This window comes from Streptomyces sp. NPDC015346, assembly GCF_043078785.1.
Classification (GTDB): Bacteria; Actinomycetota; Actinomycetes; order Streptomycetales; family Streptomycetaceae; genus Streptomyces.
Genome location: NZ_JBIBTW010000004.1, coordinates 244,296 through 269,341, shown reverse-complemented (window position 1 = coordinate 269,341; position 25,046 = coordinate 244,296). Strand labels below are relative to the sequence as shown.

General features: G+C 72.8%; 23 protein-coding genes and 1 riboswitch. Of the genes, 11 read left to right on the top strand and 12 right to left on the bottom strand.

Going from position 1 to position 25,046, the window contains the following annotated elements:
• Positions 1 to 16: 16 nt before the first annotated feature.
• Complete coding sequence (locus ACF06X_RS16310) at positions 17 to 1,462, bottom strand: helix-turn-helix domain-containing protein (protein ID WP_392287946.1); 1,446 nt, start codon at positions 1,460 to 1,462, stop codon at positions 17 to 19.
• 119 nt (positions 1,463 to 1,581) lie between these two features.
• On the opposite strand from ACF06X_RS16310, the gene ACF06X_RS16305 reads away from it, so the two are divergent.
• Positions 1,582 to 3,297 (top strand): DUF6350 family protein, encoded by a 1,716-nt coding sequence (locus ACF06X_RS16305; RefSeq protein ID WP_392287945.1) that lies wholly within the window; start codon positions 1,582 to 1,584, stop codon positions 3,295 to 3,297.
• A gap of 6 nt (positions 3,298 to 3,303) precedes the next feature.
• On the opposite strand, the gene ACF06X_RS16300 is transcribed toward ACF06X_RS16305, so the two are convergent.
• On the bottom strand, positions 3,304 to 4,071 hold the full coding sequence (locus ACF06X_RS16300; RefSeq protein WP_392287944.1) for a hypothetical protein: 768 nt from the start codon (positions 4,069 to 4,071) through the stop codon (positions 3,304 to 3,306).
• Between the two features lie 243 nt (positions 4,072 to 4,314).
• Here ACF06X_RS16300 and purN point away from each other — a divergent pair, with 243 nt between their 5' ends.
• Together purN and purH are read left to right on the top strand one after the other, a co-directional pair.
• Positions 4,315 to 4,929, top strand: a complete 615-nt coding sequence (purN, locus tag ACF06X_RS16295; protein ID WP_158989578.1) for a phosphoribosylglycinamide formyltransferase — start codon at positions 4,315 to 4,317, stop codon at positions 4,927 to 4,929.
• Entirely contained in the window at positions 4,926 to 6,488 is a 1,563-nt protein-coding gene (purH, locus tag ACF06X_RS16290; protein ID WP_392287943.1) for a bifunctional phosphoribosylaminoimidazolecarboxamide formyltransferase/IMP cyclohydrolase, read from the top strand. The genes purN and purH overlap by 4 nt, the downstream gene beginning before the upstream one ends.
• 130 nt (positions 6,489 to 6,618) lie before the next feature.
• Here purH and ACF06X_RS16285 read toward each other — a convergent pair whose 3' ends face one another.
• From ACF06X_RS16285 to ACF06X_RS16265, 5 genes are all read right to left on the bottom strand, one after another.
• Positions 6,619 to 7,956, bottom strand: a complete 1,338-nt coding sequence (locus ACF06X_RS16285) for an ABC transporter permease (RefSeq protein WP_392287942.1) — start codon at positions 7,954 to 7,956, stop codon at positions 6,619 to 6,621.
• The gene (locus ACF06X_RS16280; protein ID WP_392287941.1) at positions 7,946 to 8,635 is read right to left on the bottom strand and encodes an ABC transporter ATP-binding protein; all 690 of its coding nucleotides are present in this window, start codon (positions 8,633 to 8,635) and stop codon (positions 7,946 to 7,948) included. The genes ACF06X_RS16285 and ACF06X_RS16280 overlap by 11 nt, the downstream gene beginning before the upstream one ends.
• Complete coding sequence (locus tag ACF06X_RS16275; RefSeq protein WP_392287940.1) at positions 8,628 to 10,001, bottom strand: hypothetical protein; 1,374 nt, start codon at positions 9,999 to 10,001, stop codon at positions 8,628 to 8,630. The genes ACF06X_RS16280 and ACF06X_RS16275 overlap by 8 nt, the downstream gene beginning before the upstream one ends.
• 1 nt (position 10,002) lies before the next feature.
• Positions 10,003 to 11,022, bottom strand: a complete 1,020-nt coding sequence (locus ACF06X_RS16270) for a hypothetical protein (protein ID WP_392287939.1) — start codon at positions 11,020 to 11,022, stop codon at positions 10,003 to 10,005.
• 112 nt (positions 11,023 to 11,134) lie between these two features.
• Complete coding sequence (locus ACF06X_RS16265) at positions 11,135 to 11,518, bottom strand: peptidase inhibitor family I36 protein (protein WP_392287938.1); 384 nt, start codon at positions 11,516 to 11,518, stop codon at positions 11,135 to 11,137.
• Positions 11,519 to 11,958: 440 nt separating this feature from the next.
• Between ACF06X_RS16265 and ACF06X_RS16260 the strand changes: the two genes are divergently transcribed.
• Entirely contained in the window at positions 11,959 to 13,419 is a 1,461-nt protein-coding gene (locus tag ACF06X_RS16260; RefSeq protein WP_392287937.1) for a DUF2079 domain-containing protein, read from the top strand.
• A gap of 68 nt (positions 13,420 to 13,487) precedes the next feature.
• Here the strand turns inward: ACF06X_RS16260 and ACF06X_RS16255 are convergent, their stop codons facing one another.
• The gene (locus tag ACF06X_RS16255) at positions 13,488 to 14,114 is read right to left on the bottom strand and encodes a hypothetical protein (RefSeq protein ID WP_392287936.1); all 627 of its coding nucleotides are present in this window, start codon (positions 14,112 to 14,114) and stop codon (positions 13,488 to 13,490) included.
• Between the two features lie 302 nt (positions 14,115 to 14,416).
• Between ACF06X_RS16255 and ACF06X_RS16250 the strand changes: the two genes are divergently transcribed.
• From ACF06X_RS16250 to ACF06X_RS16230, 5 genes are all read left to right on the top strand, one after another.
• The gene (locus tag ACF06X_RS16250; protein ID WP_392287935.1) at positions 14,417 to 15,277 is read left to right on the top strand and encodes a bifunctional methylenetetrahydrofolate dehydrogenase/methenyltetrahydrofolate cyclohydrolase; all 861 of its coding nucleotides are present in this window, start codon (positions 14,417 to 14,419) and stop codon (positions 15,275 to 15,277) included.
• A 313-nt stretch (positions 15,278 to 15,590) separates the two neighbouring features.
• Entirely contained in the window at positions 15,591 to 15,965 is a 375-nt protein-coding gene (locus tag ACF06X_RS16245) for a DUF3017 domain-containing protein (protein ID WP_392287934.1), read from the top strand.
• A gap of 325 nt (positions 15,966 to 16,290) precedes the next feature.
• The gene (locus tag ACF06X_RS16240) at positions 16,291 to 17,280 is read left to right on the top strand and encodes a malate dehydrogenase (RefSeq protein WP_392287933.1); all 990 of its coding nucleotides are present in this window, start codon (positions 16,291 to 16,293) and stop codon (positions 17,278 to 17,280) included.
• 177 nt (positions 17,281 to 17,457) lie between these two features.
• Positions 17,458 to 17,736, top strand: a complete 279-nt coding sequence (locus ACF06X_RS16235; RefSeq protein ID WP_392287932.1) for a hypothetical protein — start codon at positions 17,458 to 17,460, stop codon at positions 17,734 to 17,736.
• A 9-nt stretch (positions 17,737 to 17,745) separates the two neighbouring features.
• Entirely contained in the window at positions 17,746 to 18,930 is a 1,185-nt protein-coding gene (locus ACF06X_RS16230) for a glutathionylspermidine synthase family protein (protein ID WP_392287931.1), read from the top strand.
• On the opposite strand, the gene ACF06X_RS16225 is transcribed toward ACF06X_RS16230, so the two are convergent.
• A complete protein-coding gene (locus tag ACF06X_RS16225) occupies positions 18,920 to 19,615 on the bottom strand; it encodes a polysaccharide deacetylase family protein (protein ID WP_392287930.1) in 696 nt (231 codons plus the stop codon). The two genes, ACF06X_RS16230 and ACF06X_RS16225, sit on opposite strands and share 11 nt — an antisense overlap.
• Before the next feature lie 110 nt (positions 19,616 to 19,725).
• Positions 19,726 to 20,925 carry an ornithine--oxo-acid transaminase gene (rocD, locus tag ACF06X_RS16220; protein ID WP_392287929.1) on the bottom strand — a complete coding sequence of 400 codons (1,200 nt, stop codon included), beginning with the start codon at positions 20,923 to 20,925 and terminating at the stop codon, positions 19,726 to 19,728.
• A 108-nt stretch (positions 20,926 to 21,033) separates the two neighbouring features.
• Positions 21,034 to 21,123: riboswitch (ZMP/ZTP riboswitch) on the top strand.
• A gap of 78 nt (positions 21,124 to 21,201) precedes the next feature.
• On the opposite strand from rocD, the gene glyA reads away from it, so the two are divergent.
• On the top strand, positions 21,202 to 22,464 hold the full coding sequence (gene glyA / locus ACF06X_RS16215; RefSeq protein WP_392287928.1) for a serine hydroxymethyltransferase: 1,263 nt from the start codon (positions 21,202 to 21,204) through the stop codon (positions 22,462 to 22,464).
• 89 nt (positions 22,465 to 22,553) lie between these two features.
• Here glyA and ACF06X_RS16210 read toward each other — a convergent pair whose 3' ends face one another.
• Positions 22,554 to 23,321 (bottom strand): hypothetical protein, encoded by a 768-nt coding sequence (locus ACF06X_RS16210; protein WP_392287927.1) that lies wholly within the window; start codon positions 23,319 to 23,321, stop codon positions 22,554 to 22,556.
• Positions 23,314 to 23,901: an RNA polymerase sigma factor gene (locus tag ACF06X_RS16205; protein ID WP_392287926.1), complete on the bottom strand. Its 588-nt coding sequence runs from the start codon at positions 23,899 to 23,901 to the stop codon at positions 23,314 to 23,316. Before ACF06X_RS16205 ends, ACF06X_RS16210 begins: the two co-directional genes overlap by 8 nt.
• 56 nt (positions 23,902 to 23,957) lie before the next feature.
• On the opposite strand from ACF06X_RS16205, the gene trpS reads away from it, so the two are divergent.
• Positions 23,958 to 24,971: a tryptophan--tRNA ligase gene (gene trpS, locus ACF06X_RS16200; protein ID WP_392287925.1), complete on the top strand. Its 1,014-nt coding sequence runs from the start codon at positions 23,958 to 23,960 to the stop codon at positions 24,969 to 24,971.
• Positions 24,972 to 25,046 lie beyond the last annotated feature (75 nt).

Genomic DNA, 25,046 nt, shown 5'->3' with positions numbered 1-25,046 from the left:
CCGGCTCGTCGGCCGCTCACTGAGGGGCGGGGACCAGCCGTTCCGGGCCGGGGTGCGGCCGGCTGCGGAGCATCTCCCGCAGCTCCCTGTCCTCGGGGGTGAGCTGCGGCGAGCCGCCGCGCACCGGGACGCCGTTCACCGTCTGGCCGGGGGCGTGGACCGGCAGGTACGACGTCGGCGCGGTGGCGGCCGTGAAGGCCGTCACCCCGATGAGCCCCGCCGTCACCGCGAGCGCCGCCCGCGTCCACAGCCGGGCACGCCGCTCGCTGCGCGTCCGTACGGTCCGGGCGTCCGCGAGCGTCGCCGTCGGCGCCTCCGAGACCAGCGCGGCGAGCCGCCGGTGCAGGGCGTCCGGGTCGGCCAGCTCGGGGACCCGCTCACCGATGACGGTCCGGGCGTGCAGCAGCCGGTGGGCGGCCGCGGGGGTGCTCGCCTCGGTCTCGGCCGCCGTGTCGGGCAGGTCGAGGCCCAGACCGTCGTAGAGCAGGACCGTACGGCGGTACGGCGGCGGCAGCTCCAGCAGGGCCGCGAGCAGCGCCCGGCGCCCGGCCTCGGTGGGAGCGGCGTCCGGGTGCCGGTGGCCGCGGCGCAGCCGGTGCCAGGGGGAGAGCGCGTACTCGTACGCCGCGGCGCGGACCCAGCCCGCCGGGTCGCGGTCCACCGCGACCTCGGGCCAGTGCTGCCAGGCGTAGTGGAAGGCGTGCTCGACGGCCTCCCGGGAGAGTCGGCGGCGGCCGGTGAGCAGGTACGTCTGGTGGACGAGCGCGGGAGCGGCGTAGGCGTAGAGCGCGTCGAAGGCCTCCTCGGGGGTGAGGGACGACCTCGGGCTCTCGACGGGAGGCTTCGCGGCCGGGGACGCGGGTTTCAGGCGTCCCCGAGTCGGCTGAGGCTGCTGAGGCTGCTGGGGCGCCTGGGTCCGCTCGGGCGCCTGGGCCGGCTGTGCGGCCGTGGCGGCGGCGGGGACCGGGCCCGGGGAAGGGGCCGATCCCTTGGGGGGCTTGGCGGCCCGCTTGGACGCCGCCCTCGGCCGGGTCGACGCGCTGCTCGCGGCGGGCCTCGTGGGCCACGGACGACCGGATGTCGCCGGCCCCGGCACGCCCTCCGGCGCGCCGGCCGAAGACTCCGAAGGTGTGCCCAGGGGTGTCTCCAGAGGTGTCTCCGAAGGCGCGGGCGCGGGCTTCGCGTCCTCGGGCGAGGGAGGCCGGGCGCCGGACGGGGCCGGCTCCGGGGCGGAGGGCGCGTCCTCCTCCTCGTACGCGCCGAGCAGCTTCGCGTACGCATCGCGCTTGCGGCCGCGCGGCTCCGTGCGGCCGGTCTCCCAGGACCGGAGGGTGGCGCGCGTGACACCCACGGCGTCCGCGACCTGCTCCTCGCTGAGGGCCTTGGCCTCACGCAGTCTGCGCCGCTCCTTCGGGGTGGGAAGCGAGACGGCGGATGCGGAATCTGCGGTGCTCCGGCTCATCGGCGACGACCTCCCGCGAAGCTGCTCCGGGCGGAAAAGTACATAAACGTATCTTGAGCGACACAACGGCGGTTTGCCTGTTACGCGAGAAAAGCGCGTGTCGTTGGGAGCATGGGCGCGTGACGCAGGTGACCGAGAAGCCCCCCTCGCCGACGGCCGATCCGCTCGTCCACGGCGGCCGCTCCGCCGCGATGGCCACCGCCTTCGTACGCGGCGCGGTCGCGGCGGGTCTCGGCCTGGGCGCGCTGGCGGTCCTGGTGACGGCGGCGTGGATCAGCTCGCCTTTCCCCGACAGCGGCCCCGGTGGGGCGCTCCACACGGCCGCCGGGCTGTGGCTGCTGGCCCACGGCGTGGACCTGGTCCGTACGGAGACCCTCTCCGGCTACCCCGCGCCGCTCGGCGTCACCCCGCTGCTGCTCATGGCCCTGCCGGCCTGGCTGGTGCACCGGGCCGCACGGGACACCCTGGAGCCGTACACCGACGGGACGACGGCCGCGTCCCGTCCCTCCCCCGGCGGTGCGGTGGCCGCGGTGGCGGGGGGATACCTGCTGGTCGCGGCCGGTGTCGTCCTCTACGCGGCGAGCGGCACGCTCCCCGCCGACCTGGTCTCGGCCGGTCTCTGGCTGCCCGCCGTGGTCCTCGCCGCGGCGGGCCTGGGGGTCTGGACGGCGTCCGGGCGGCCCCTGCCGGAACAGGAGCAGGCGGCCGTCGCGCTGCGCTCGGTCGCCTGGGCGGTGGTGGCCCTGCTGGGCGGCGGGGCGGCGCTGTTCGGCACCTCGCTCGTCTGGCACGCGGGGGCGGCGCGGGAGTCCTTCGCCGGGCTCGCGGGCGAGTGGTCGGGCCAGGTCTCGGTCGTGCTGCTGACCGTCACGCTGGTGCCGAACGCGGCGGTGTGGGCGGCCTCGTACGGTCTCGGCCCCGGGTTCTCGCTCGGCGTCGAGGCCTCGGCGACCCCGCTGGGCCTCGTCGGCACCCCTGCCGTCCCGCCCTTCCCGCTCCTCGCCGCGCTGCCGTCGCCCGGGCCGGGGAGCTGGCCGCACTGGTCGGCCGTCGCGGTTCCCGTGGCGGCGACGCTGGTCCTCGGCGGGTGTGTGGGACGGTCGGCCCGGCGGTGGACGGGCCGCGAGACGGCGCTGACCGCGCTGGTCGGGGCGTGCGCGTGGGGCGCGGCGGTGGCCCTCCTGGCGGCGGCCGCGGGCGGCCCGCTCGGCTCGGGACGGCTGGCCGCGTTCGGCCCGGTCTGGTGGCAGGTCGGCCCGGCGGCGGTGCTGTGGGGGGTGGTGGTGGGGGTGCCGGTGGCTCTGGGGGTACGGGCATGGGCGCGGCGCGACGTGAAGCCGGTGGCGGTGGCGGCCCCGGTGCCCGTGCCGTTCGGGCCCTTGCCGTTCGGGCCCGAGCCGGTGTCGCCGACGGCGGCGGCCCCCGCCCTCGCTACCTTGACGACGACCTCGACGGCGACCTCGACAGGGACCGCGACGGCGAAGGCGAAGGCGAAGGGAGGGCGCTGGACGAGCTGGTTGCGGAGAGGGCGGGGCGGTGCCGTGAACGCGGCCGATCCGGTCGCGGTGGAGGCCGAGGAGCCGGGGTTCGAGCCGTACGACTTCCTGCCCGCCGCCTGGGAACCCACCCTGCCGCCCCCGCCCCCGCTCCCACCTCTGCCTCCGCTGCCGACGAAGCCGCCTACCGAGCCGCCTACCAAGACGCCGTCCCCGGCACCGCCCTCGGCGCCGCCGTCCGGCGAAGCTTCCGGGCCCGGCCCCAGCGCCAGCCCTGGCCCCGGCCCCGGACGCACAGAGGCGCCGGAGGCCGTCGAGCCCCCGGCGCCGTCCGCCTAGCGTTTCCTACTCCGGTACGCCGAAGGGCTTCCGGAGGGGCTCCGGCAGCAGGTCGTTGCAGGCCAGCTGGCCCGCGCGAGTCAGGGCGTCGTCGGCGCAGGTGTAGAAGTCGCGGTAGACGAGCTGGAGGGTGAAGCTGCCCGCGACGATCAGCAGGGCCAGGGCGGCGGCGACCAGGCCGCTGACGGCCGCCGTGCGCTGCGCGCGCGCCGGAGCGGCAGCAGCGGCGGCGGCCCCGATCGCCGACGCGGTCTCCGTCTCCCTCTCCGTCTTCGCCGCCGTCGCCGTCGTGGTGGCCGTGCCCGCCGCCGACGCGGTCGCGTCGCCCGCCGTCGCCGCCTTCGGCTTGGCACGCAGGGAGCTCACGGCCCAGTACAGAGCCAGCGCCCCGAGAAGCAGCGCCAGTTCCTGGATCTCGAAGATCGCGAAGAAGAACGCCCACATGCCCGAGAGCAGCGCGTACCGCGCCCGCCGCTGTGCCGGGTCGGTCGGGTCCCACTTCGGCCCCGGCTTCTGGCCCTGCTCAGGGCCGCCCTGACGCTCGGGACGGCGCCCGAAACCGTCCGAGGAGCGCCCGGGCTGGCGGCTGCTCCAGCGGCCCCGGGAAGAACCCGAAGAGCCGGAGGAACCGGAAGACCCGGAAGATCCGGAGGCGTCGGACGACGAGTCGTCGTCCGAGCCCTCCGGCCGCCGTGGCTGCCACGGCTGGTCCGGCTGCCCCTCGGGCGGCGGCGCGAACGGATTGTCGTCGTCGGTGGACTGGCGTTCCGGCATCTGCTGAACGTCTTCCCTCTGTCGTCTCAACTGCTGTCTCAACTGCCGTCTCGGGTGCTGTCTCAACTGCTGTCTCGTCTGTCGTAGAACCCAGACGCTACCCCCCGCCCACGCCCCCGTCCCGTGGGGGCCGTCCGGTGTGCCGGTATCGTTGCTGACGGTCGGGCCATTCGTAGGGTTCCCCGTATCGAGGGCCACGATTCGTTCGTACGACCGTACAAACACCACGGAAAGAGTGACTCAGTGGCCGCCGCCCGCCTCGTCGTCCTGGTCTCCGGGTCCGGTACCAACCTTCAGGCCCTGCTGGACGCCATCGCCGCCGACCCCGAGGGGTACGGAGCGGAGATCGTCGCCGTGGGCGCCGACCGCGAGAACATCGCCGGCCTGGAGCGCGCCGAGCGCGCCGGGCTGCCCACCTTCGTGTGCAAGGTCAAGGACCACCCGACCCGTGACGCGTGGGACCGCGCCCTGACCGAGGCCACCGCTGCGTACGAGCCCGACCTCGTCGTCTCGGCCGGCTTCATGAAGATCGTCGGCAAGGAGTTCCTCGCCCGCTTCGGCGGCCGGGTCGTCAACACCCACCCGGCGCTGCTCCCCAGTTTTCCCGGTGCCCATGGAGTGCGCGACGCACTCGCGTACGGCGCGAAGGTCACCGGATGCACCGTCCACTTCGTCGACGACGGCGTCGACACCGGCCCGATCATCGCCCAGGGCGTGGTCGAGATCCGGGACGAGGACGATGAAGCCGCTCTCCATGAGCGCATCAAGGAAGTCGAGCGCTCGCTGCTCGTCGAGGTCGTGGGGCGTCTGGCCCGGCACGGCTACCGCATTGAGGGACGAAAGGTAACAATCCCGTGACCGCCGAAGGTACGAAGCGCCCCATCCGCCGCGCACTCGTCAGCGTCTACGACAAGACCGGCCTTGAGGAGCTGGCCCGCGGCCTGCACGAGGCGGGTGTCTCCCTCGTCTCCACCGGCTCCACCGCCTCGAAGATCGCCGCGGCCGGCGTGCCGGTCACCAAGGTCGAGGAGCTCACCGGCTTCCCCGAGTGCCTGGACGGTCGCGTCAAGACGCTCCACCCGCGCGTGCACGCCGGCATCCTCGCCGACCTGCGCCTGGAGGACCACCGCTCCCAGCTCGCCGAGCTGGGCGTCGAGCCCTTCGACCTGGTGATCGTGAACCTCTACCCGTTCCGGGAGACCGTCGCCTCCGGCGCCACCCCCGACGAGTGCGTGGAGCAGATCGACATCGGCGGCCCGTCCATGGTCCGCGCCGCCGCCAAGAACCACCCCTCCGTCGCGGTCGTCACCAGCCCCGCCCGCTACGCCGACGTGCTCACCGCGGCCCGTGAGGGCGGCTTCGAGCTCGCCGCGCGCAAGCGCCTCGCCGCCGAGGCCTTCCAGCACACCGCCGCGTACGACGTGGCCGTCGCCTCCTGGTTCGCCGACGACTACGCGGCCGCCGACGACAGCGGCTTCCCCGACTTCCTCGGCGCCACGTACGAGCGCTCCCATGTGCTGCGCTACGGCGAGAACCCGCACCAGGGCGCCGCGCTGTACGTCGACGGCACGGGCGGTCTGGCAGAGGCCGAGCAGCTGCACGGCAAGGAGATGTCGTACAACAACTACACGGACACCGACGCCGCGCGCCGGGCCGCGTACGACCACGACGAGCCGTGCGTCGCGATCATCAAGCACGCCAACCCGTGCGGCATCGCGATCGGCGCCGATGTCGCCGAGGCGCACCGCAAGGCCCACGCCTGCGACCCGCTGTCCGCGTTCGGCGGCGTGATCGCCGTGAACCGCCCGGTCTCCGTGGCGATGGCCGAGCAGGTCGCCGAGATCTTCACCGAGGTCATCGTGGCCCCGGGCTACGAGGACGGCGCGGTCGAGGTCCTGGCCAAGAAGAAGAACATCCGTGTCCTGCGCGCCGAGGGCGCCCCGGCCGACCCGGTAGAGGTCAAGCCCATCGACGGCGGCGCGCTCCTCCAGGTCACCGACCGTCTCCAGGCGGACGGCGACGACCCGGCCAACTGGACGCTGGCGACGGGCGAGGCGCTCTCCGCCGACGAGCTGGCCGAGCTGTCCTTCGCGTGGAAGGCCTGCCGCGCGGTCAAGTCGAACGCCATCCTCCTCGCCAAGGACGGCGCCTCGGTCGGCGTCGGCATGGGCCAGGTCAACCGCGTCGACTCCGCGAAGCTCGCGGTCGAGCGCGCGGGCGAGGAGCGGGCCCGTGGCGCGTTCGCCGCGTCGGACGCGTTCTTCCCCTTCCCGGACGGCCTGGAGATCCTCACGGCCGCCGGCGTCAAGGCGGTCGTGCAGCCGGGCGGTTCGGTGCGCGACGAGCTGGTGGTCGAGGCCGCGAAGAAGGCCGGCGTGACGATGTACTTCACCGGAACGCGCCACTTCTTCCACTGACGCTGAGCCGGCATGAGCTGGCATGAGCTGGCATTGACCCCTCTACGGGGGTGACGGCGGACGGCCCCTGCCGGTACCTGAAGGTACGTGCGGGGGCCGTCCGCACGCTTTTTCAGCCGCCTCAGCCGCCTCAGCCGCGCAGGGTCTCCGCCGGCGCGATGCGCGAGGCCGCCAGGGCCGGGTAGACCCCCGCCAGCATGCCCACCGCGAGACCGAGCAGCGGCCCGGCGGCGGTGAGCGCGGGGTCGAGGACCACCAGCCAGCCCTTCGCGAGTGCCGTACCGGCCGTCACGTCCACGCCGACCGCCGTGCCCAGGACCCCGCCGATCAGGCCCAGGAGCCCGCACTCCACCAGGAACTGTGCCGAGACCGCCGCCCGGCCCGCGCCGACCGCACGGCGCAGACCGATCTCGGAGCGGCGCTCGACCACCGACACGTAGGTGGTGTTGCTGACGCCGAGCGCGCCGATCAGCAGGGAGACCCCGGCGAGTCCCAGGAACAGGGCCCGGGTCTCGCTCTCCACCCCGCCGCGGAAGGTGCCGAGATCGGCCGGGACGATCGCCGCGAGCCGGTCCGGTCCCTCGGGGTGGAGGGCGAGCGGGGCCTCGACGCCGACCTGCTGGGCGGCGCCCAGTTCGGTGCGCAGGACCGCCTCGGTCGCGCCGAAGACCAGCTGCCGGTCCCCGCCTTCCTCCGCCACCGGAGGGGGGCGGTTCAGGACTCCGCCGTCGGAGGCGCAGGAGGCGTACGGGATGACGACGCTGCCGGTCAGCCGGGCGTCCCCGGCCGGGGCCCGGAAGCTGCCGATCACGGTGAAGGGGCGGCCCGCGAGATGGACCGAGGGGGCCGCCTCCGGGGTCTGTTCGAGGAGGGCGTCCAGGCCGAGCGCCTTGGCCGCCACCGTGTCCACGACCGCCACGGCGTCGCCGCGCGCCATGTGCCCCGCGTCCGGCAGCCGTCCGGAGCGGGCGGTGACGCCGAGGGCCGCGAGGGCGCCCTCGTCGGCGGCGAGGACGCGCAGCTCCTGCGGGGTGGCCCAGTCGTAGCGGGGGCCGAGGGCCGAGACCGAGGGACGTTCGTCGGCGGCGCAGAGCAGCCCCGCGGCCCGTACGCCGTTCAGTCTCCGCGCCCGTGCCGCCGCCTCGGCCGTGGGCCGCGCCGCCTCGTTGTGGAAGCGGACGGTCACGGCGGTCGCCTTGAGGGTGTCGAAGCGGCCGGACACGGCGTCGGCGGCGCTCGCCGTGATGCCGGTGGTCGCCAGCGCGGCGGCGATGCCGAGCGCGATGCCGAGGACGGTCAGGACGGAGCGCAGACGCCGGCCGAGGACGGCGTGGACCGCCTGGACCACGATGTCCGTGAACGCCGTCCCGGTCCGTTCCCGCCGGTCCCGCGCCTCCCGCCGGTCCCGCGTCTCCCGCCGGTCCCGCCTACGCCGGAGGCGACCGGCGCCGCGCCGTTCAGACCACATGCCCGTCCACGACCCTCAGTTCCCGGTCCGCCCGTTCGGCCACGTCCCGTTCGTGGGTGACGACGACGACCGTGCGTTCGGGGGTGACGAGCGCGCGCAGCAGCTTCATCACCTGGTCGGTGTTGGCCGAGTCGAGGTTTCCGGTCGGCTCGTCGCACAGCAGGACGGACGGCTCGTGCACGACGGCCCTGGCCAGCGCGACCCGCTGCCGCTCCCCGCCGGAGAGTGTGGTGGGACGCGCGGAGATCCGGTGCCCGAGCCCCACCGACCGCAGCGCCCGCTCGGCGCGTTCGCGCCGCTGTGCGCGCGGGTGGCGGGTGTGCACCAGCGGCAGCTGCACATTGCGCAGGCAGGTCAGGTACGGCACCAGGTGGAAGGACTGGAACACGAACCCGAGCCGGGTCGCCCGCAGCCGCGTCCGCTCCCGCTCGCCGAGCGTGCGGACGTCGACGCCGTCCATGGCGTACGTGCCGCCGCTCGCGGTGTCCAGCAGGCCGAGGATGTTGAGCAGCGTGGACTTGCCGGAGCCGGACGGGCCGGTGATGGCCACCATCTCGCCGGTACGGATCTCCAGCGTCGCGTCCCTGAGCGCGGTCACCGGGGTGGCGGCCGGGTACGTCTTGGAGACCCCGCGCATCGCGATCACCACGCGCCCCGCCTGACCGGGAACGTCAGCCAAGACCGGCCTCCCGGTAGGCGTAGCCGACGAGCAGCGGGGCGCCCTTCCGGAGGGCGGGATCGGCGCCGGTCACCGCCGCCCGGCCGCCGACCGTGAGGGACACGTCCACCGGGACGTGCCGGCGCCGCTCGCCCTGGAGGACGGTGACCGAGACGGTCCCGGCGGGATCGGTCCACAGCGCGGAGACGGGTACGACGAGGGCGTCGGCCGAGCTGCTGCGGCGGACGGCCTCGACCTTGACCTCGCTGCCCAGGGCGGAGTCCGGCACCTTGCCCACGAGGTCGAAGAAGGCATGCCGGGCGGTGCCGGTCGACACCCTCGCGTACGTGGCCTGGAGCGCCGTTCCGCCGAGCCGGTCGCCGGAGACGGTGGCGCGGGTGCCCTGGGGGAGGGTGGTGAAGTCGGGAAGGGTGGTGTCGGTCACCGGGATCTTGATCTGCCAGCGGCCGCCGGTGACGGTGAACAGGGGATCGGAGGCGTTCGCCCCGACCCGGCCGGAGACCTCGCCGACGGTGGCCGGCAGCGAGCCCATGAAGACGACCTCGGACATGGGGAGCATGACGACGTTCCGGCCGGCGCCCGCCGACGCCCCGCCGACCGTTCCGCCGGTACCGTCCGCGCCCGTCGTTCCGCCGGTCGTCCCGCCCGTCGTTCCGCCGCTGGTGCCGGTCCCTCCAGTGCCGCTCCCGCCCGTCGTTCCGCTCTCCCCTCCGCCCGTCTTGCTCGCCCCGCCGCCGGGCGCGGAGTTCTCCCCGCCGCCCTCGGCTCCGAGCAGCGGCCGGTATCCCGCCCGCCGGTACAGCCGCTTCAGGTCCCGGGCCGTACGGTCGTCGAAGGCGCCGGTGACGGGAGTTCCGTACAACTGCTGTAGGGCCTGCTGGAGTTGGCGTACGTCTGGTCCCCGCATGCCCTCGCGGAGGTCGCGGTAGGCCGGGAAGGCGCCTTCGAGGAGGAAGAGGGGGCGGCCGGAGACCTCCGCTCCGAGGGCGCCGTTGCCGAGCGTGTCGCCGGGCTTCACGGAGAGCCGGGTGACGACCTGGCGGGCCGCGCCCTCGGCCGACTCGGGGCCGCGCACGACGAGGTTGGTGCTGCGGCCCAGGACGCCGTCCCACGTCCTGCGGTCGACCAGGGGCCCCGCCTCGGCGGGGACGGTGACGCTGGAGCGCGGCGGGGCGGCGGCCGAGGCGGCGCGCTGTTCGGGCGTACGGGCCTGGGAGGCGGCGAGCCAGGCGCTGCCGCTCGCCGCGAGCGCGACGACCACGCCGGTCGCGGCGGCGACCCGGCCCCAGCGGCGCCGCGCGGCCGGGCCGCCCTCCCCGCCGGCGGGCGCGACCTCCGCCGCGCGGCCCCCGCCGCTGATCTCCACCTCAGGACTCCAGCATTTGCTGGGCCTTCTTCTGCGCCTCGGTCAGGATTTCCTGATAGGCGACGAGGTCGGCCTCGTTCTTGACGTAAAGGGCGCTCAGCGCCTTCTGATTGGCCGTGCGCCAGATCACGTCGTACTTCGAGGTGTCGGCACACTTCGCGTCGGCTTTCGCCTGGGCGATCTCCTTCTTCCGGCCGGCTTCCACGGCCGCCGTGTCAAGATTCTTTCCGGCGCCTTTTCCGCCGTAGTAATCCTTGACCCTCTTCACCGCGTCGGTCGGCGATTTCAGTCCGGGGTATCCCGCCTTCTCCATGCAGGAGGACCAGATTCCGACGGCTTTCAGGAAGGCGTCCGACTGTTCCGCCTGGCGGCCGGCCTCGTGGCGCATTCCGTTGTCGGTGAGCCACATGAGGCGGAGATACTTCGGCATGTCGCCGTAGAGCTTCTTACGGGTCTCCCCGATGCAGCCGCCGCTCGGGGAGGAGAACTTGCCCTCTCCGGTCTCGTAGCTGACCAACTGGTCGGGGTCGCCGTTCTTGGCCAGGGTGTAGCGCTGCTTCTCCCCGTCCGGCAGGTCCCGCCAGGGGCCGGGCGGCTCCTGCACGGAGTTCTCCGGCTGCCCGTTCGCGGTGTCCGGCGCGGCGCCGTAGCCGCGCCGCGCGGCCTGTTCGGCGGTGGGGGAGACGCGCCCCTCGGGGCCGTCGGCACCGTCCGCGTCCGGCCGGGCCACCGGGTCCGGCGGGTGCACGGTGAAGCCCTGGGCGACCATGCACTTCGTGGTGATCCGCAGCTCCAGCGACCCGACCTGGCGGGAGAGTTCCTTCGCCGAGTTGAAGGCCGAGGTGGCCTTGGCTGCGCTCGCCGCGTCCGGCGCCGAGCCCGGGGCCGCGTCCGGGCCGCCGGGCGGATCTCCCGCTCCGTCGCGGCCCGCGTCCGGTCCGGAGCCGCAGCCGACGAGCACGGTCAGGGCGGCGGCGGCCAGGGTGGCGCCGATGGCGCCGATCCGGTGACGGGGGAACATCTGGGTCCTCTCGAGGCTATGGTGGGGGGCCGGATGCCTCCCCCTCCTGCGACGAGGGGGAGGCATCCGGCTGTTCACCGTGGTGCGAAGACTCGGTCCGCCGGACGGCGGGTCAGCACCAGCTGGTGCCGTCCCACTTGTGCGAGCGGCCGTTGTCGTTCTGCGAGGTGCCACCCGACCCCAGCTGGTAGCCCGGGTTGAAGCAGGTGTTCACCGTGGAGTAGTTGGCCAGGGCGTACACCTTGACCGTGACGCTCCAGCGGTTCTTCCAGGAGCTGTCGTTGTCGTAGATCGCCGACTGGTCGGACCAGTTGGCGTCCGCCCCGCTGAAGCGGTACATCGGGTAGTTGGTGTTGAACTCCCGTGCCTGATAGACGCAGAAGTTGCCGTCGTAGCAGTTCCGGTCGACAGCCTGGGCGGGAGCCGAGGCGACCATCGTGAGACCGGCCGCCGCCGCGGTGCCGAGAACGGCGGAGATCATTCTGCGCTTGACCATGTGCTCTTCCTTTCACGTGCCGTGAGTGGGAGAAACGGGTTGGTCTTGCCGGTCGAGGAAGTTAGCACAGCGATTCAGGGCTTCGGACGGAACTTTTTGCTCCGCAGGGTGAGTTCGGGCCAGGTCCTTGGAATGTGGCCGAAATACCGCGACGTGATCGAATGATTCCGCTCGTGACGAATCCGTGAGCGAGCGCATCCGCTCCCCGTGCAGCCAGTGGGAATCGCGGACGGGCGGGTTACGGGTGGGAGTGGAGTGGTGAATTCCAACTCCGGTCAATGTGATGCGCGTCACACTCTCTTGATCTTCTTTCCAGGCCACTCCTTCCGTGCGGGTTCGACCGGCGATTCCGCCGCTCGGGTCCTCTCTGGTCTAATGGGTTGCTCTTTTGTCGGCGGCTGGTAAGTGGGGGCGCGGTGTTCGATGTGCAGAACGGGGCTGTGGCGGAGACCTCCGCCCCGAAGACCGGCACCACCGGCACCACCAGCCCTACCGGCAGCGGCACCGGGCCGCCCGAGGCCGCCCCCGCGAAGGTGCCGCTGCGCCCGTACGTCCTGGTGGCGACCGTGCTCTGCGGCCTCTACTTCCTCTACTCCTGGGTGCAGTACGAGCAGTTCCGTACGCCCTCCTGGGACCTCGGGATCTTCAACCAGTCCGTCAGGGCCTACGCCGAGTTCCGCGCCCCGATCGTCGACATCAAGGGCCCCGGGTTCCTCATACTCGGGGACCACTTCAGTCCGGTCACCGCCCTCCTCGCGCCCCTGTACTGGATCTGGTCCTCCCCGCTCGCCCTCCTCTTCGCCCAGGCCGCGCTCTTCGCCGCCTCCGCCGTCGTCGTCGGCCGCACCGCCCAGCAGGTGCTCGGCAGCCGGGCCGCCGGCCTCGGCCTCACGATCGCCTACGGCCTGTCCTGGGGCCTTCAGGAAGCGGTCAAGTCCGACTTCCACGAGATCGCCTTCGCCGTCCCGCTGCTCGCCCTCACCTGCCGCGCCCTGCTCCTGGGCCGCTGGACCGCCGCCGTCGCCTGGTCCGCGCCCCTCGTCCTGGTCAAGGAGGACATGGGGCTCACCGTCGCCATGGTCGGCGCGGTGCTCTTCCTGCGCGGCGCCCGCCGCCTGGGCGTGGCCCTCGCGGCCTTCGGCGTGGCCTTCTTCGCCCTGACGGTCCTGGTCCTCATCCCGGCCGCGAGCCGGGTCGGCCAGTACGACTACTGGGCCAAGATCGAGAAGTCGAGCGAGGGCGCGGACGTCTCCTTCGCGCAGGCGCTGGTCACCTCGCTCGGCTCCGACGTGAAGTGGGAGATGCTCTTCTTCCTCGTCGGCATCACCGGCTTCCTCGCCCTGCGCTCCCCGCTGATGCTGCTCGTGCTGCCGACGCTCGGCTGGCGCTTCCTCTCCCAGGACCCCAACCACTGGGGGATGATCTGGCACTACAACGCCATCCTGATGCCGATCGTCTTCCTCGCCCTGGTCGACGCCGTCCGCACGGTCCGCACCTCTCCGCGCGCCCTGCTCGTGTCGTACGGGAAGGTCGTCGTCCCCGTCGTGACGGCGGTCGCGATCGTGCTCGCCCTGGAGCTGCCGCTGCGAGATCTGCTGCGCTCGGAGACGTACCGTACGGACGCCCGGACGCTGGAGGCGCGGCGGGCGGTCGAGGCGGTGCCGGACGGGACGAGCGTGGAGACCAACGTGACGCTCATGGCCCATCTCACCGCGGACCACACGGTCTACTGGGTGGGCGGGGCGAAGGGCGTCAGCCCCGACTACCTCGCGCTCGACCTGAACTCGGGCTGGTCCCAGCCGGTGACGGACCCGGTGGGGCTGGCGGCGCAGCTGCACCCGGAGGCGAAGTACGAGGTGTCGTTCCAGGCGGGACAGTTCGTGGTGCTCAAGCGGAGCTGACCACGGACGCCGAAGGGGCCCGGTTCTCCGAGAACCGGGCCCCTTCGCGTGTGCGGATCAGTACTGGATCAGTACTGCTGCTGGTGGCGCTTGAACCAGGCCGCGCCGTCCGCCTTCGCGAAGAAGACGATGATCAGGATGCCCATGACAAGGCTGATCAGGGCGAAGACGTTGGCGCCGACCAGGTTGACGAGGCTGCCCAGCGTCACCAGGGAGCCGTAGACGATGCCGGAGATACGGATGCCGTTGCCGCCGGAGCGGGTCTTGGCCGCCATCACAATCGCCCACACGCCGAAGGCGAGCGAGACGATGCCGAAGACGACCATGATGCCGGTGAAGGCGGCGGCGGCGTTGTCGCCGTCGCTGCCCAGCTCACCCGAGTCGGCCATCTGGTCGGCGATCCAGCCGCCGGCCGCGACCATGAAGATCGCGCCGAGCACCTGCAGGACGCCGAGGATCCACAGCATCACGCGGGCCGCCTTCACGCCGCCCGGCATCTCCATGGCGGCGCCCGGGTAGCCGCCGCCGTACGGCTGCTGGACCGGGGGAGCCTGGGGGTAGCCGTACTGCGAGGGGACGCCCTGCGGAGCCTGCTGCGGGTAGCCGTAACCGGGCTGCTGGCCCTGCGGCTGACCGTAGCCGGGCTGCTGGCCCTGCGGCTGGCCGTAGGGGTTGTTCGGTTCGCCGAAGCTCATCGCGGGTTTCCTCCGTGGGATCGTGCGGGGACGACGCGGCCCGCGCGGAGGAACTCGTACGACTTATGAGCGGTTTGCCCCCCGGCACTGCCCGCGGCACTGCGCCGTCATCGTCGTCGTACCACGGACTTTTTGTCCAGTCGGAATGCCGGGAGTTGTGCAGGTGCAATCTGTGCGGGTGCCGGTCTCGTCCCGTGCGCGGGACCATCTGCGGGCCCGGGTGCGGGCCCGTGTACGGACCCTGCGCGGACCCTGTGCGGCCGAATTGGAACTAGCGAGGGGTCATCCGGGAGGATGGGTCCATGAGCGCCCAGATTCTCGATGGCAAGGCCACCGCGGCCGAGATCAAGTCCGATCTGACAGCCCGTGTGGCGGTTCTGAAGGAGAAGGGCATCACGCCCGGCCTCGGTACCGTCCTGGTCGGCGACGACCCGGGCAGTCAGAAGTACGTCGCGGGCAAGCACCGCGACTGCGCGCAGGTCGGCATCGCCTCCATCCAGCGCGAACTGCCCGCCACGGCCACCCAGGAGGAGATCGAGGCGGTCGTACGCGAGCTCAACGAGGACCCGGCCTGCACGGGTTACATCGTGCAACTCCCGCTTCCCAAGGGCATCGACGAGAACCGCATCCTGGAGCTGATGGACCCGGCCAAGGACGCGGACGGCCTCCACCCGATGAACCTGGGCCGTCTCGTGCTGAACGAGCCGGCGCCGCTGCCCTGCACGCCGAACGGCGTCCTGACGCTGCTGCGCCGCCACGGCGTGGAGATCAAGGGCGCGGAGGTCGTGGTCGTCGGGCGGGGTGTGACCATCGGCCGCCCCATGCCGCTGCTGCTGACCCGCCGCTCGGAGAACGCGACGGTGACGCAGTGCCACACGGGTACGCGTGACCTGTCGTCGCACCTGCGGCGCGCGGACATCATCGTCGCGGCCGCCGGTGCGGCGCACCTGATCAAGCCCGAGGACGTGAAGCCGGGCGCGGCCGTCCTGGACGTCGGCGTCTCGCGCAACGGCGACGGCAAGATCGTCGGCGATGTGCACCCGGGGGTGGCCGAGGTCGCCGGCTGGATCTCGCCGAACCCCGGCGGCGTGGGCCCGATGACCCGCGCCCTCCTCCTGGTCAACGTCGTGGAGGCCGCGGAGCGCGCGGCCGCGGCGCTCTGACATGACCTCCCCCACCGAGGGCGCCCGGGGCGCCGAGGACCCACGGCCGGAGCCGGCGGGTACCGCCGGCGGCGCCTCGGCGGCCGAACGACCGATGCGACCGAAGCGACCCGAGCGGTCCCGGGGCGCTGCCGCGCCCCGAACCGGGCCCAGCCCGCGCTCCCGCGCGGACACCGGCCCGGAGGCCCAGGCCGGTACGGACGTGTCCGCCGCTTCCGGGGCGGGGGCCGGGGTCGGGGCCGGGGCCGGGGGCCGGGCCGTGCCGGTTCGGCAGGAGGGTGTGGCCGGGGGGCGGTCGAGGCGGCCGCCCACCATGACCACCGACACCGCGCGCCCCGAGGGGGGTGGGCGGGCGGCCCCCGGGGACGCGCCCGCGCCGGCGCGGCAGTGGCCCCTGCTCACCGTGCTCGGCCTGGCCGCGCTCGGACTGCTCGTCGTCGGGACGGACCTCTTCCCGCAGTCGTTCCGGGTCGGGACGGTCCTCGTCGGGATCGCCCTGCTCACCGGCGCCGGACTGCGCCGCGCGCTGCCGTCCGTCGGCATGCTCGCCGTGCGGTCCCGGTTCACCGACATGGTCACGTACGGGCTGATGGGCACGCTCATCGTGCTGCTCGCGCTCATGGTCCAGCCGGACCCCTGGCTGAGGATCCCGTTCCTGGAGGACATCCTCCACCTCACGATCACCTGATCGCCCGGCACGCGACGGCGCCCGTCCTCTCCCCCGAGGGAGGACGGGCGCCGTCTGCGATCAAGGGTCATGTACGCGCCAAGGGTGCTTCAAGGTCCGTCAGCGCCCTGTGGCACGGAGGTGACCATTCCGGTACGTCTTCGGCGCGCGGGCACGCAGTCGGGTGGCAGTGAGCCGCACCACAAGGGGGTGGGGGTTGGGCAGGGCCCGGGTCGGATAGCCTGACCGCTGGATATCTCTTCACATCGAGACACCGATCGATCAAGAGGGGTATCCAGCCTCAGGGGCAGGGACCCCCACCGCCAGCTGTCTTACGGAGATCGCCATGACCCGCACTCCCGTGAATGTCACCGTGACCGGCGCGGCCGGCCAGATCGGCTACGCGCTGCTCTTCCGCATCGCCTCCGGCCACCTGCTCGGCGCGGACGTGCCGGTCAAGCTGCGCCTCCTCGAGATCCCGCAGGGCCTCAAGGCCGCCGAGGGCACCGCCATGGAGCTCGACGACTGCGCCTTCCCGCTGCTGCGCGGCATCGAGATCACCGACGACCCGAACGTCGCCTTCGACGGCGCCAACGTCGCCCTCCTCGTGGGCGCCCGCCCGCGCACCAAGGGCATGGAGCGCGGCGACCTGCTGGAGGCCAACGGCGGCATCTTCAAGCCGCAGGGCAAGGCGATCAACGACAACGCCGCGGACGACATCAAGGTCCTCGTCGTCGGCAACCCGGCCAACACCAACGCCCTGATCGCCCAGGCCGCGGCCCCGGACGTACCGGCCGAGCGCTTCACCGCGATGACCCGCCTGGACCACAACCGCGCGATCTCGCAGCTGGCGAAGAAGACCGGCGCCCCCGTCACCGACATCAAGCGCCTGACCATCTGGGGCAACCACTCCGCCACCCAGTACCCCGACATCTTCCACGCGGAGATCGCCGGCAAGAACGCCGCCGAGGTCGTGGGCGACGAGCAGTGGCTGGCCGACACCTTCATCCCGACCGTCGCCAAGCGCGGCGCCGCGATCATCGAGGCCCGTGGCGCCTCCTCGGCCGCCTCCGCCGCCAACGCCGCCATCGACCACGTCCACACCTGGGTCAACGGCACCGCCGAGGGCGACTGGACCTCCATGGGCATCCCGTCGGACGGCTCCTACGGCGTCCCGGAGGGCCTGATCTCCTCCTTCCCCGTCACCTGCAAGGACGGCAAGTACGAGATCGTCCAGGGCCTGGACATCAACGACTTCTCCCGCGCCCGCATCGACGCCTCGGTGCAGGAGCTGGCGGAGGAGCGCGACGCGGTCCGCGGGCTCGGCCTCATCTGAGCATGAGCCCGGCCGCGGCCTGAGCCTCAGGCCCGGGCCGCGGCCACCGAACGACGCACGGCGCCCTCGGCCTTCACGGCCGGGGGCGCCGTTCTCGTGCCCCACCCGGGCCGTCCGGACCCGCGCCGGCGCTGACCTAAACTGTGCGGTCGCGACCAGGCGATGGGGAGGACGGACATGCGCAGGCTGAGGTCGAGCACCGTGGTGCTCGGCGGTATGGGGGTGCTCGCCGCGACGATCACCGCGTGCGGGTCGGAGCCCGACAAGCGGTGCGTCGACCCGCTGACGCGCGAGAAACTGCCGAGCTACGAGTGCGAGAGCGGCAACGGCAGCTCCACGCGCGGCTCGTACTACTACGGCGGCCGGGTCACCAACGGCACGGTCAGCGGCGGCAGCTTCGACAGGTCCGCCGTCGACACCGGCGGCTTCGGCTGCTCCGGCTCGGGCGGCGGCTGACCCGCCACCATGCGACGGCACACCATCGAACCGAGGCCCGACTGGCAGCGGACCGTGGAGGAACAGGGTCTCGTCTACCCCCTCACCCGCTACCCCGACGGCTCCCTGCGCCCGTACTGGGACGAGAGCGCGTACTACTCCTTCAGCCTGCCCGAGGTCGAGGCGCTCGAGGAGGTCGTCGAGGAGCTGCACGCCATGTGTCTGGCGGCGGCCGCGCACATCGTCGAGCAGGACCGTTTCGCCGATCTGGGGCTCACCGACCCCCGGCTCGCCTCCCTCGTCGCCGAATCCTGGCGCCGCCGGGCCGAACTCCCCTCCCTCTACGGCCGTTTCGACCTCCGCTACGACGGCACGGGCCCGGCCAAGATGCTGGAGTACAACGCCGACACCCCCACCTCCCTGGTCGAGGCCGCCAGCCCGCAGTGGTTCTGGATGGAGGACCGCTTCCCCGGCGCCGACCAGTGGAACTCGCTCCACGAGCGGCTCGTCGACGCCTGGCGGCGCCAGGCGAAGCTGCTGCCGCCCGGCAACCCCGTCCATTTCGTCCACTCCGACGGGGACGAGCTCGGCGAGGACCTGATGACCGTGGCGTACCTGCGCGAGACGGCCCAGCAGGCAGGGCTCGACACGGAGGCCCTCTCGGTCGAACGGATCGGCTGGGACCGGCTCTCGGGGCGGTTCGTGGACGACCGGCTCCGCTTCATCCGCAGCTGCTTCAAGCTCTACCCGTGGGAGTGGCTGACCACCGACCGCTTCGGCCCGCACGTCCTGGACACCCTCGACAACGGCGGCGGTACGGGCACGACCTGCTGGATCGAGCCCGCCTGGAAGATGCTCCTCTCCAACAAGGCCCTGCTGGCCGTCCTGTGGGAGCTCTACCCGGGGCACCCGAACCTGCTCCCGGCCTATCTGGACGGCCCGCGCGAACTGGCCGCGCACGGCGGCTATGTCGCCAAGCCGCTCCTCGGCCGGGAGGGCGTGGGTGTCACGATCCACGAGCCCGGCGGCCCGGCCGTCGTACGGGAGGAGCCCTGCTGCTACCAGGAGCTGGCCCCGCTGCCGGACTTCGACGGGAACCGGGTGGTGCTCGGCGCGTGGGTCGTCGAGAACGAGGCGGCGGGGCTCGGCATCCGCGAGTCGGCGGGGCTCGTCACGGACGAGTACGCCCGCTTCCTGCCGCACGTCATTCTCTGACGTACTCCCTCAGCGGCGCGGGCTTCAGTCCGGCCGCGTCGGCGGCGGCGAGAGCGCGGCTCAGATCCTCTGCCAGGGTCTCGTTGAAGTGCAGCAGGATGATGTCGCCGGCCTTGAGGCGCGGGGTCGGCGGCGTCCACTGCCCCCAGGTGGTGAAGTCGTACGTCCAGGTCACGAGCGCCTTCGCCCCGCAGGCCCGGGCGGTGGTCCGGGTGGCCGCGTCGTACGCCCCGTAGGGCGGGCGCAGCAGGCGCGGCCCGTCGCCGAACTGGGCGAGATGCCGCTCGCGCGCGCCGCAGACCTCCGCCTTCTGTCCGTCGGCGTCCAGGGTGGTGAGGTCGGGGTGGCCGACGGTGTGGTTCTCGACGCGGGAGCGTCCCTGGTCCAGCAGGGTGTGGAAGTAGCCGGAGTCGTACGCGTAGGCGCCCGGGAGCAGGAAGAGCGAGGCGGGCACCCGGCGGTCGAGGAGGATCCGGGCGGCGGCCGGGTCGTGGTACCAGCCGTCGTCGACGGTGATGAAGACGACCGGGTCCGTGGTCTCGACGTGCGAGACCACCGGCACGGGCTCGGCCCAGGCCGCGCGGGGGGCGGCGCTCGCGGGGCCGGTGAACGCGCCGAGCAGCGCGAGGGGGACGAGGGCGGCGAGCGCGCCGCGCAGGGCGCGGCGCAGACGGGGTCTCGGCATGGCGGCAACATTGGCCTAGACCAACTGCCCTGTCAATGCCCCCAGTTGCCGCGCCCCCGCCCCGACGCCCCGCCTGACGGCCCGCCCTGAGGCCCCGCCCTCACGCCTCCCTACAGCACCGCCCGCAGCTGTTCCAGGCCCCAGTCCAGGTCCTCCTTGCTGATCACCAGCGGGGGAGCGATCCGGATCGTCGAACCGTGGGTGTCCTTCACCAGCACCCCCCGGTCCATCAGCTTCTCCGAGATCTCCCGTCCCGTGCCCCGGGACGGGACGATGTCCACACCCGCCCACAGCCCGCGGCCCCGGACCTTCTCCACCGCCCCGCCCCCCACGAGCAGCCCCAGTTCGGCGTGGAGATGCTCACCCAGCTCGGTCGCCCGCTGCTGGTACTCGCCGGTCCGCAGCATCGCGATGACCTCCAGGGCCACCGCGCAGGCCAGCGGATTGCCGCCGAACGTCGAGCCGTGCTCACCCGGCCGGAACACCCCGAGGACGTCCCGGTCCGCCACCACGGCGGAGACCGGCACGACACCGCCGCCCAGCGCCTTGCCCAGGATGTACATGTCCGGCACGACACCCTCGTGCTCGCACGCGAAGGTCTTCCCGGTCCGGCCGAGGCCCGACTGGATCTCGTCCGCCATGAACAGCACGTTCCGCGCCCGGGTCAACTCCCGCACCCCGCGCAGATATCCGGCCGGCGGCACCAGGACACCGGCCTCGCCCTGGATCGGCTCCAGAAGGACCGCGACCGTGTTCTCCGTGACCGCCCGCTCCATCGCCGTCAGGTCGCCGTACGGAACGATCTCGAAGCCCGGGGTGTACGGGCCGTAGTGGTCCCGCGCCTCGTGATCCGTGGAGAAGCTGACGATCGTCGTCGTCCGGCCGTGGAAGTTGTTCGCCGCCACCACGATCTTCGCGTGCCCGTCCGGCACGCCCTTCACTTCGTACCCCCACTTCCGCGCGGTCTTCACGGCCGTCTCGACCGCCTCCGCGCCCGTGTTCATCGGCAGGACCATCTCCTTGCCGCACAACTCCGCGAGGCGCGTACAGAACTCCGCGAACCGGTCGTGGTGGAACGCCCTCGACGTGAGCGTCACCCGCTCCAGCTGCGCCCGCGCCGCCTCGATCAGCCGACGGTTGCCGTGCCCGAAGTTCAGCGCCGAGTACCCGGCGAGCATGTCGAGATAGCGGCGCCCCTCGACATCGGTCATCCACGCCCCGTCCGCCGAGGCGACCACGATGGGCAGGGGGTGGTAGTTGTGTGCGCTGTGCGCCTCCGCGGAAGCGATCGCGTCTTGCGTCCTCGACACGGGATCTCCGTTCGTCCTGCGGCCCGGGGGGTGGGTGTGGCCCCTTTCTTATCGTCGCTCGGATGCCGGACGGGGAAACCTCGACGGCGACGCGCCCGCTAGGCTGCGAACACGCACGGCGACTGGCGTACGGGGAAGCGACCCCGGGGGAGCCGTGCGCGGCAGACACACGAGGCGCCGCTCGCCTGGGCGCCGCGGGACCCTTTCCCGTGTGGCGCCGCGACCGTCGACTCGCCGTGGCGCACCGGGATCAGCCGAACGCCCCGGAGGAACGCCATGACCGCCCCGCACCCCGCGCTCGCCGCCGCCGACCCCGAACTCGCCGCCCTCGTCGCCGCCGAGGAGCGCCTGCAGGCCGAGACCCTGCGCCTGATCCCCAGCGAGAACTACGTCTCCCACGCCGTGCTCGAAGCGTCCGGCACCGTCCTGCAGAACAAGTACAGCGAGGGCTACCCCGGCCGCCGCTACTACGAGGGCCAGCAGAACATCGACCGGATCGAGACCCTCGCCGTCGAACGCGCCAAGGCGCTCTTCGGCGTCGACCACGCCAACGTCCAGCCCTACTCCGGCTCCCCGGCCAACCTCGCCGTCTACCTCGCCTTCGCCCGGCCCGGTGACACCGTGATGGGCATGGCCCTGCCGATGGGCGGCCACCTCACCCACGGCTGGGGCGTCTCGGCCACCGGCACCTGGTTCCACGGCGTGCAGTACGGCGTACGCCAGGACACCGGTCTCATCGACTTCGACCAGGTCCGCGAACTCGCGCTCAAGGAACGGCCGAAGGTGATCTTCTGCGGCGGCACCGCGCTGCCGCGCACGATCGACTTCGCCGCCTTCGGCGAGATCGCCCGCGAGGCCGGCGCCGTGCTCGTCGCCGACATCGCCCACATCGCCGGCCTGATCGCCGGTGGCGCCCACCCCTCCCCGGTCCCGCACGTCGACGTCGTCTCCACCACCACACACAAGACCCTGCGCGGCCCGCGCGGCGCCATGCTCATGTCCCGCGAGGAGCACGCCAAGGCCCTCGACAAGGCCGTCTTCCCCGGCCTCCAGGGAGGCCCGCACAACCAGACCACCGCCGCCGTGGCCGTCGCCCTGCACGAGGCCGCCCAGCCCTCCTTCCGTGACTACGCCCACGCGGTCGTCGCCAACGCCAAGGCCCTCGCCGAGGCGCTGCTCGCCCGCGGCTTCGACCTGGTCTCCGGCGGCACCGACAACCACCTGATCCTGATGGACCTCACCCCCAAGCAGGTCCCGGGCAAGATCGCCGCGAAGGCTCTCGACCGAGCCGGGATCGTCGTCAACTACAACACCGTCCCCTACGACACCCGGAAGCCCTTCGACCCCTCCGGCATCCGCATCGGCACCCCCTCCCTCACCTCCCGGGGCCTCGGCACGGAGCACATGGCCCAGGTCGCCGCGTGGATCGATCGCGGTGTCGCCGCTGCGGGCACGGGCGACGAGGACGCGCTCCTCGCCGTCCGCGCCGAGGTCGCGGAGCTGATGGCCGCCTTCCCGGCCCCCGGCCTCCCGGTCTGACCACCCCGGCGCCCCCACGCGGGCGCCTGCGCCCCGGCCACCGGACCACCGGCGGCCGGGGCGGCCACCCCGGCGCCCGCCGCCGACCGTCAGCCGGTCGACTCCGCCGTGCGGCGGGCCCGCTCCCGGTCCGGTATGCCCTCCAGGCGGAGGGTGAGCGCGCCCCCGTTCCTCGTCCACAGGAGCGTGGGGCCGGCCGTGCGGACCTCGTGCGTCCATACCGAGCCGGACGCGTCCGTCATCGGGAAGGTGAGCAGATGCGGGGCCGCGAACCAATAGCCCTGCGCGCCGTCCGGCAGATCGACCCACTCCGGCTGCGTCCTGACCAGCTTGCCGAAGGCGCCGTCCAGCGTCGCCGGGAACTGGTCGAGCCGGACGATCCCCTCCCCCTCCCGCCAGCAGAGGCTGATCACCGCTCGCCCGCGCGCGGCCGACCCCGTGACCGACACCGCGTCCGGGGCGCCGAGCGCCCGGGGTATCAGGGGCTCGAAGCCGGCCCGGCGCCCGGCCTCGCCCAGCGCCACCGGATCAGGGCACCCCGGAACCGCCGCCCCCGGCGCCGGCCGCGCCCCCGGGTCGTACCGCACCTCGACCCCGCCGAAGCCGAGCCAGTCCGCGACCGCCGCCCGCACCGGCGGTGTGAGCACCAGGACCACCAGAAGCCCGGAGACGGCCGCGAGCAGGGCCCGCCACCGCCGCCGCAGCCACTCGAACCGCCGCCGGGGCGCCGGCGCCGGCACGTGCTCGGCCAGCAGCTGGGCCAGCACCCGCTCGGCCATCGACTCGCCGTCCACGTCCGGCACCCTCAGCCCCCGCCCCAGCGCCCGCAGCTCCTCGGGCAGCCCTTCCTCAGCCATGCTCCTCACCCCCTCCCGGAAGGATCGTCTCCAGCTTCTTCAGCGCCCGGCTCAGCCGGGACTTCACCGTCCCCCTCGGCCAGCCCAGGGCCTCGGCCGTCTCCGCCTCGTCCAGCTCCAGCAGATACCGGTGGATCACCACCTGGCGATGGTCCTCGCCCAGCCCGTCCAGGGCCGCGAGCAGGTGCCGGCGCCGCTCCTGCTCCTCGACCGCCACCGCCGGGTCCGCCGACTCCGGTATCCGCGGCTCGCCGCCGAGCAGGTCCGCCTCCCGGCCCGCGACGGCACGCTGCCGCCCCACCGAGCGCACTGTGTTCCTCGTCTCATTGACCACGATCCGCAGCAGCCAGGGCCGGAACGACGCTCCCTCCTTGAACCGCCCCAGCGAGCGGTACGCCTTGAAGAACGCCTGCTGCACCACGTCCTCGGCCTCCGCGCCCGCCCCGCACGCCACCGCGGCCCGCAGCGCGACCGCCGTATGGGCGCGGACCAGCGTCGCGTACGCCTCCGCCTCCCCGGCGCGCACCCGAGCGATCACCGCGGCCTCATCGACGATCAGGCCCCCCTCCCGCGTCCTCACACCTTTGATACACCGGCAGTCCGGGATCGGTTCCCACACCTGAGAGAATGTGGGGCATGGCCTCTGACAGTCCTCGTGTGCTCTCCGGAATCCAGCCCACCGCAGGCTCGTTCCACCTCGGCAACTACCTCGGCGCCGTCCGCCAGTGGGTCGCCCTGCAGGAGACCCACGACGCCTTCTACATGGTGGTGGACCTGCACGCGATCACGGTCCCGCAGGACCCCGCGGAGCTGCGTGCCAACACCCGGCTCGCCGCCGCCCAGCTGCTGGCCGCGGGCCTCGACCCGGAGCGCTGCACGCTCTTCGTCCAGAGTCACGTCCCCGAGCACGCGCAGCTCGGCTGGGTCATGAACTGCCTCACCGGCTTCGGCGAGGCCTCCCGCATGACCCAGTTCAAGGACAAGTCCGCCAAGCAGGGCGCCGACCGGGCCACCGTCGGCCTCTTCACGTACCCGATCCTCCAGGTCGCCGACATCCTGCTGTACCAGGCCCACCAGGTCCCCGTCGGCGAGGACCAGCGCCAGCACATCGAGCTGACCCGCGACCTCGCGGAGCGGTTCAACGGCCGCTTCGGCGACACCTTCACGATCCCGGCGCCGTACATCCTCAAGGAGACGGCGAAGATCTACGACCTGCAGGACCCGACCATCAAGATGAGCAAGTCGGCGTCCACGCCCAAGGGTCTGATCAACCTGCTCGACGACCCGAAGACGACGGCGAAGAAGGTGAAGAGCGCGGTCACCGACACCGACACGGTCATCCGCTTCGACCCGGTGAACAAGGCCGGCGTCTCGAACCTGCTCACGATCCTCTCCACGCTCACCGGCACGTCCGTCGCCGCGCTGGAACAGGAGTACGAGGGCAAGATGTACGGCGCGCTGAAGACCGACCTGGCGGAGGTCATGGTGGACTTCGTCACGCCGTTCCGGAGCCGTACGCAGGAATACCTGGACGACCCCGAGACGCTGGACTCGATCCTGGCCAAGGGCGCGGAGAAGGCCCGCGCCGTCGCCGCCGAGACGCTGGCGAAGACGTACGAGCGGATGGGCTTCCTGCCCGCCAAGCACTGAGTCCGAGGACCCTGGCCACAGAGGTGGTGCAGGCCGCACACTGGCGCTGCACCACCACACGTGGACCACGGACCC

Coding starts and splice junctions, on each gene's coding strand:
- ACF06X_RS16310 (WP_392287946.1), bottom strand. CDS start 1,462: ATGAGCCGGAGCACCGCAGATTCCGCATCCGCCGTCTCGCTTCCCACC.
- ACF06X_RS16300 (WP_392287944.1), bottom strand. CDS start 4,071: ATGCCGGAACGCCAGTCCACCGACGACGACAATCCGTTCGCGCCGCCG.
- ACF06X_RS16285 (WP_392287942.1), bottom strand. CDS start 7,956: ATGTGGTCTGAACGGCGCGGCGCCGGTCGCCTCCGGCGTAGGCGGGAC.
- ACF06X_RS16270 (WP_392287939.1), bottom strand. CDS start 11,022: ATGTTCCCCCGTCACCGGATCGGCGCCATCGGCGCCACCCTGGCCGCC.
- ACF06X_RS16265 (WP_392287938.1), bottom strand. CDS start 11,518: ATGGTCAAGCGCAGAATGATCTCCGCCGTTCTCGGCACCGCGGCGGCG.
- ACF06X_RS16255 (WP_392287936.1), bottom strand. CDS start 14,114: ATGAGCTTCGGCGAACCGAACAACCCCTACGGCCAGCCGCAGGGCCAG.
- ACF06X_RS16250 (WP_392287935.1), top strand. CDS start 14,417: ATGAGCGCCCAGATTCTCGATGGCAAGGCCACCGCGGCCGAGATCAAG.
- ACF06X_RS16245 (WP_392287934.1), top strand. CDS start 15,591: ATGACCACCGACACCGCGCGCCCCGAGGGGGGTGGGCGGGCGGCCCCC.
- ACF06X_RS16240 (WP_392287933.1), top strand. CDS start 16,291: ATGACCCGCACTCCCGTGAATGTCACCGTGACCGGCGCGGCCGGCCAG.
- ACF06X_RS16235 (WP_392287932.1), top strand. CDS start 17,458: ATGCGCAGGCTGAGGTCGAGCACCGTGGTGCTCGGCGGTATGGGGGTG.
- ACF06X_RS16230 (WP_392287931.1), top strand. CDS start 17,746: ATGCGACGGCACACCATCGAACCGAGGCCCGACTGGCAGCGGACCGTG.
- ACF06X_RS16225 (WP_392287930.1), bottom strand. CDS start 19,615: ATGCCGAGACCCCGTCTGCGCCGCGCCCTGCGCGGCGCGCTCGCCGCC.
- glyA (WP_392287928.1), top strand. CDS start 21,202: ATGACCGCCCCGCACCCCGCGCTCGCCGCCGCCGACCCCGAACTCGCC.
- ACF06X_RS16210 (WP_392287927.1), bottom strand. CDS start 23,321: ATGGCTGAGGAAGGGCTGCCCGAGGAGCTGCGGGCGCTGGGGCGGGGG.
- trpS (WP_392287925.1), top strand. CDS start 23,958: ATGGCCTCTGACAGTCCTCGTGTGCTCTCCGGAATCCAGCCCACCGCA.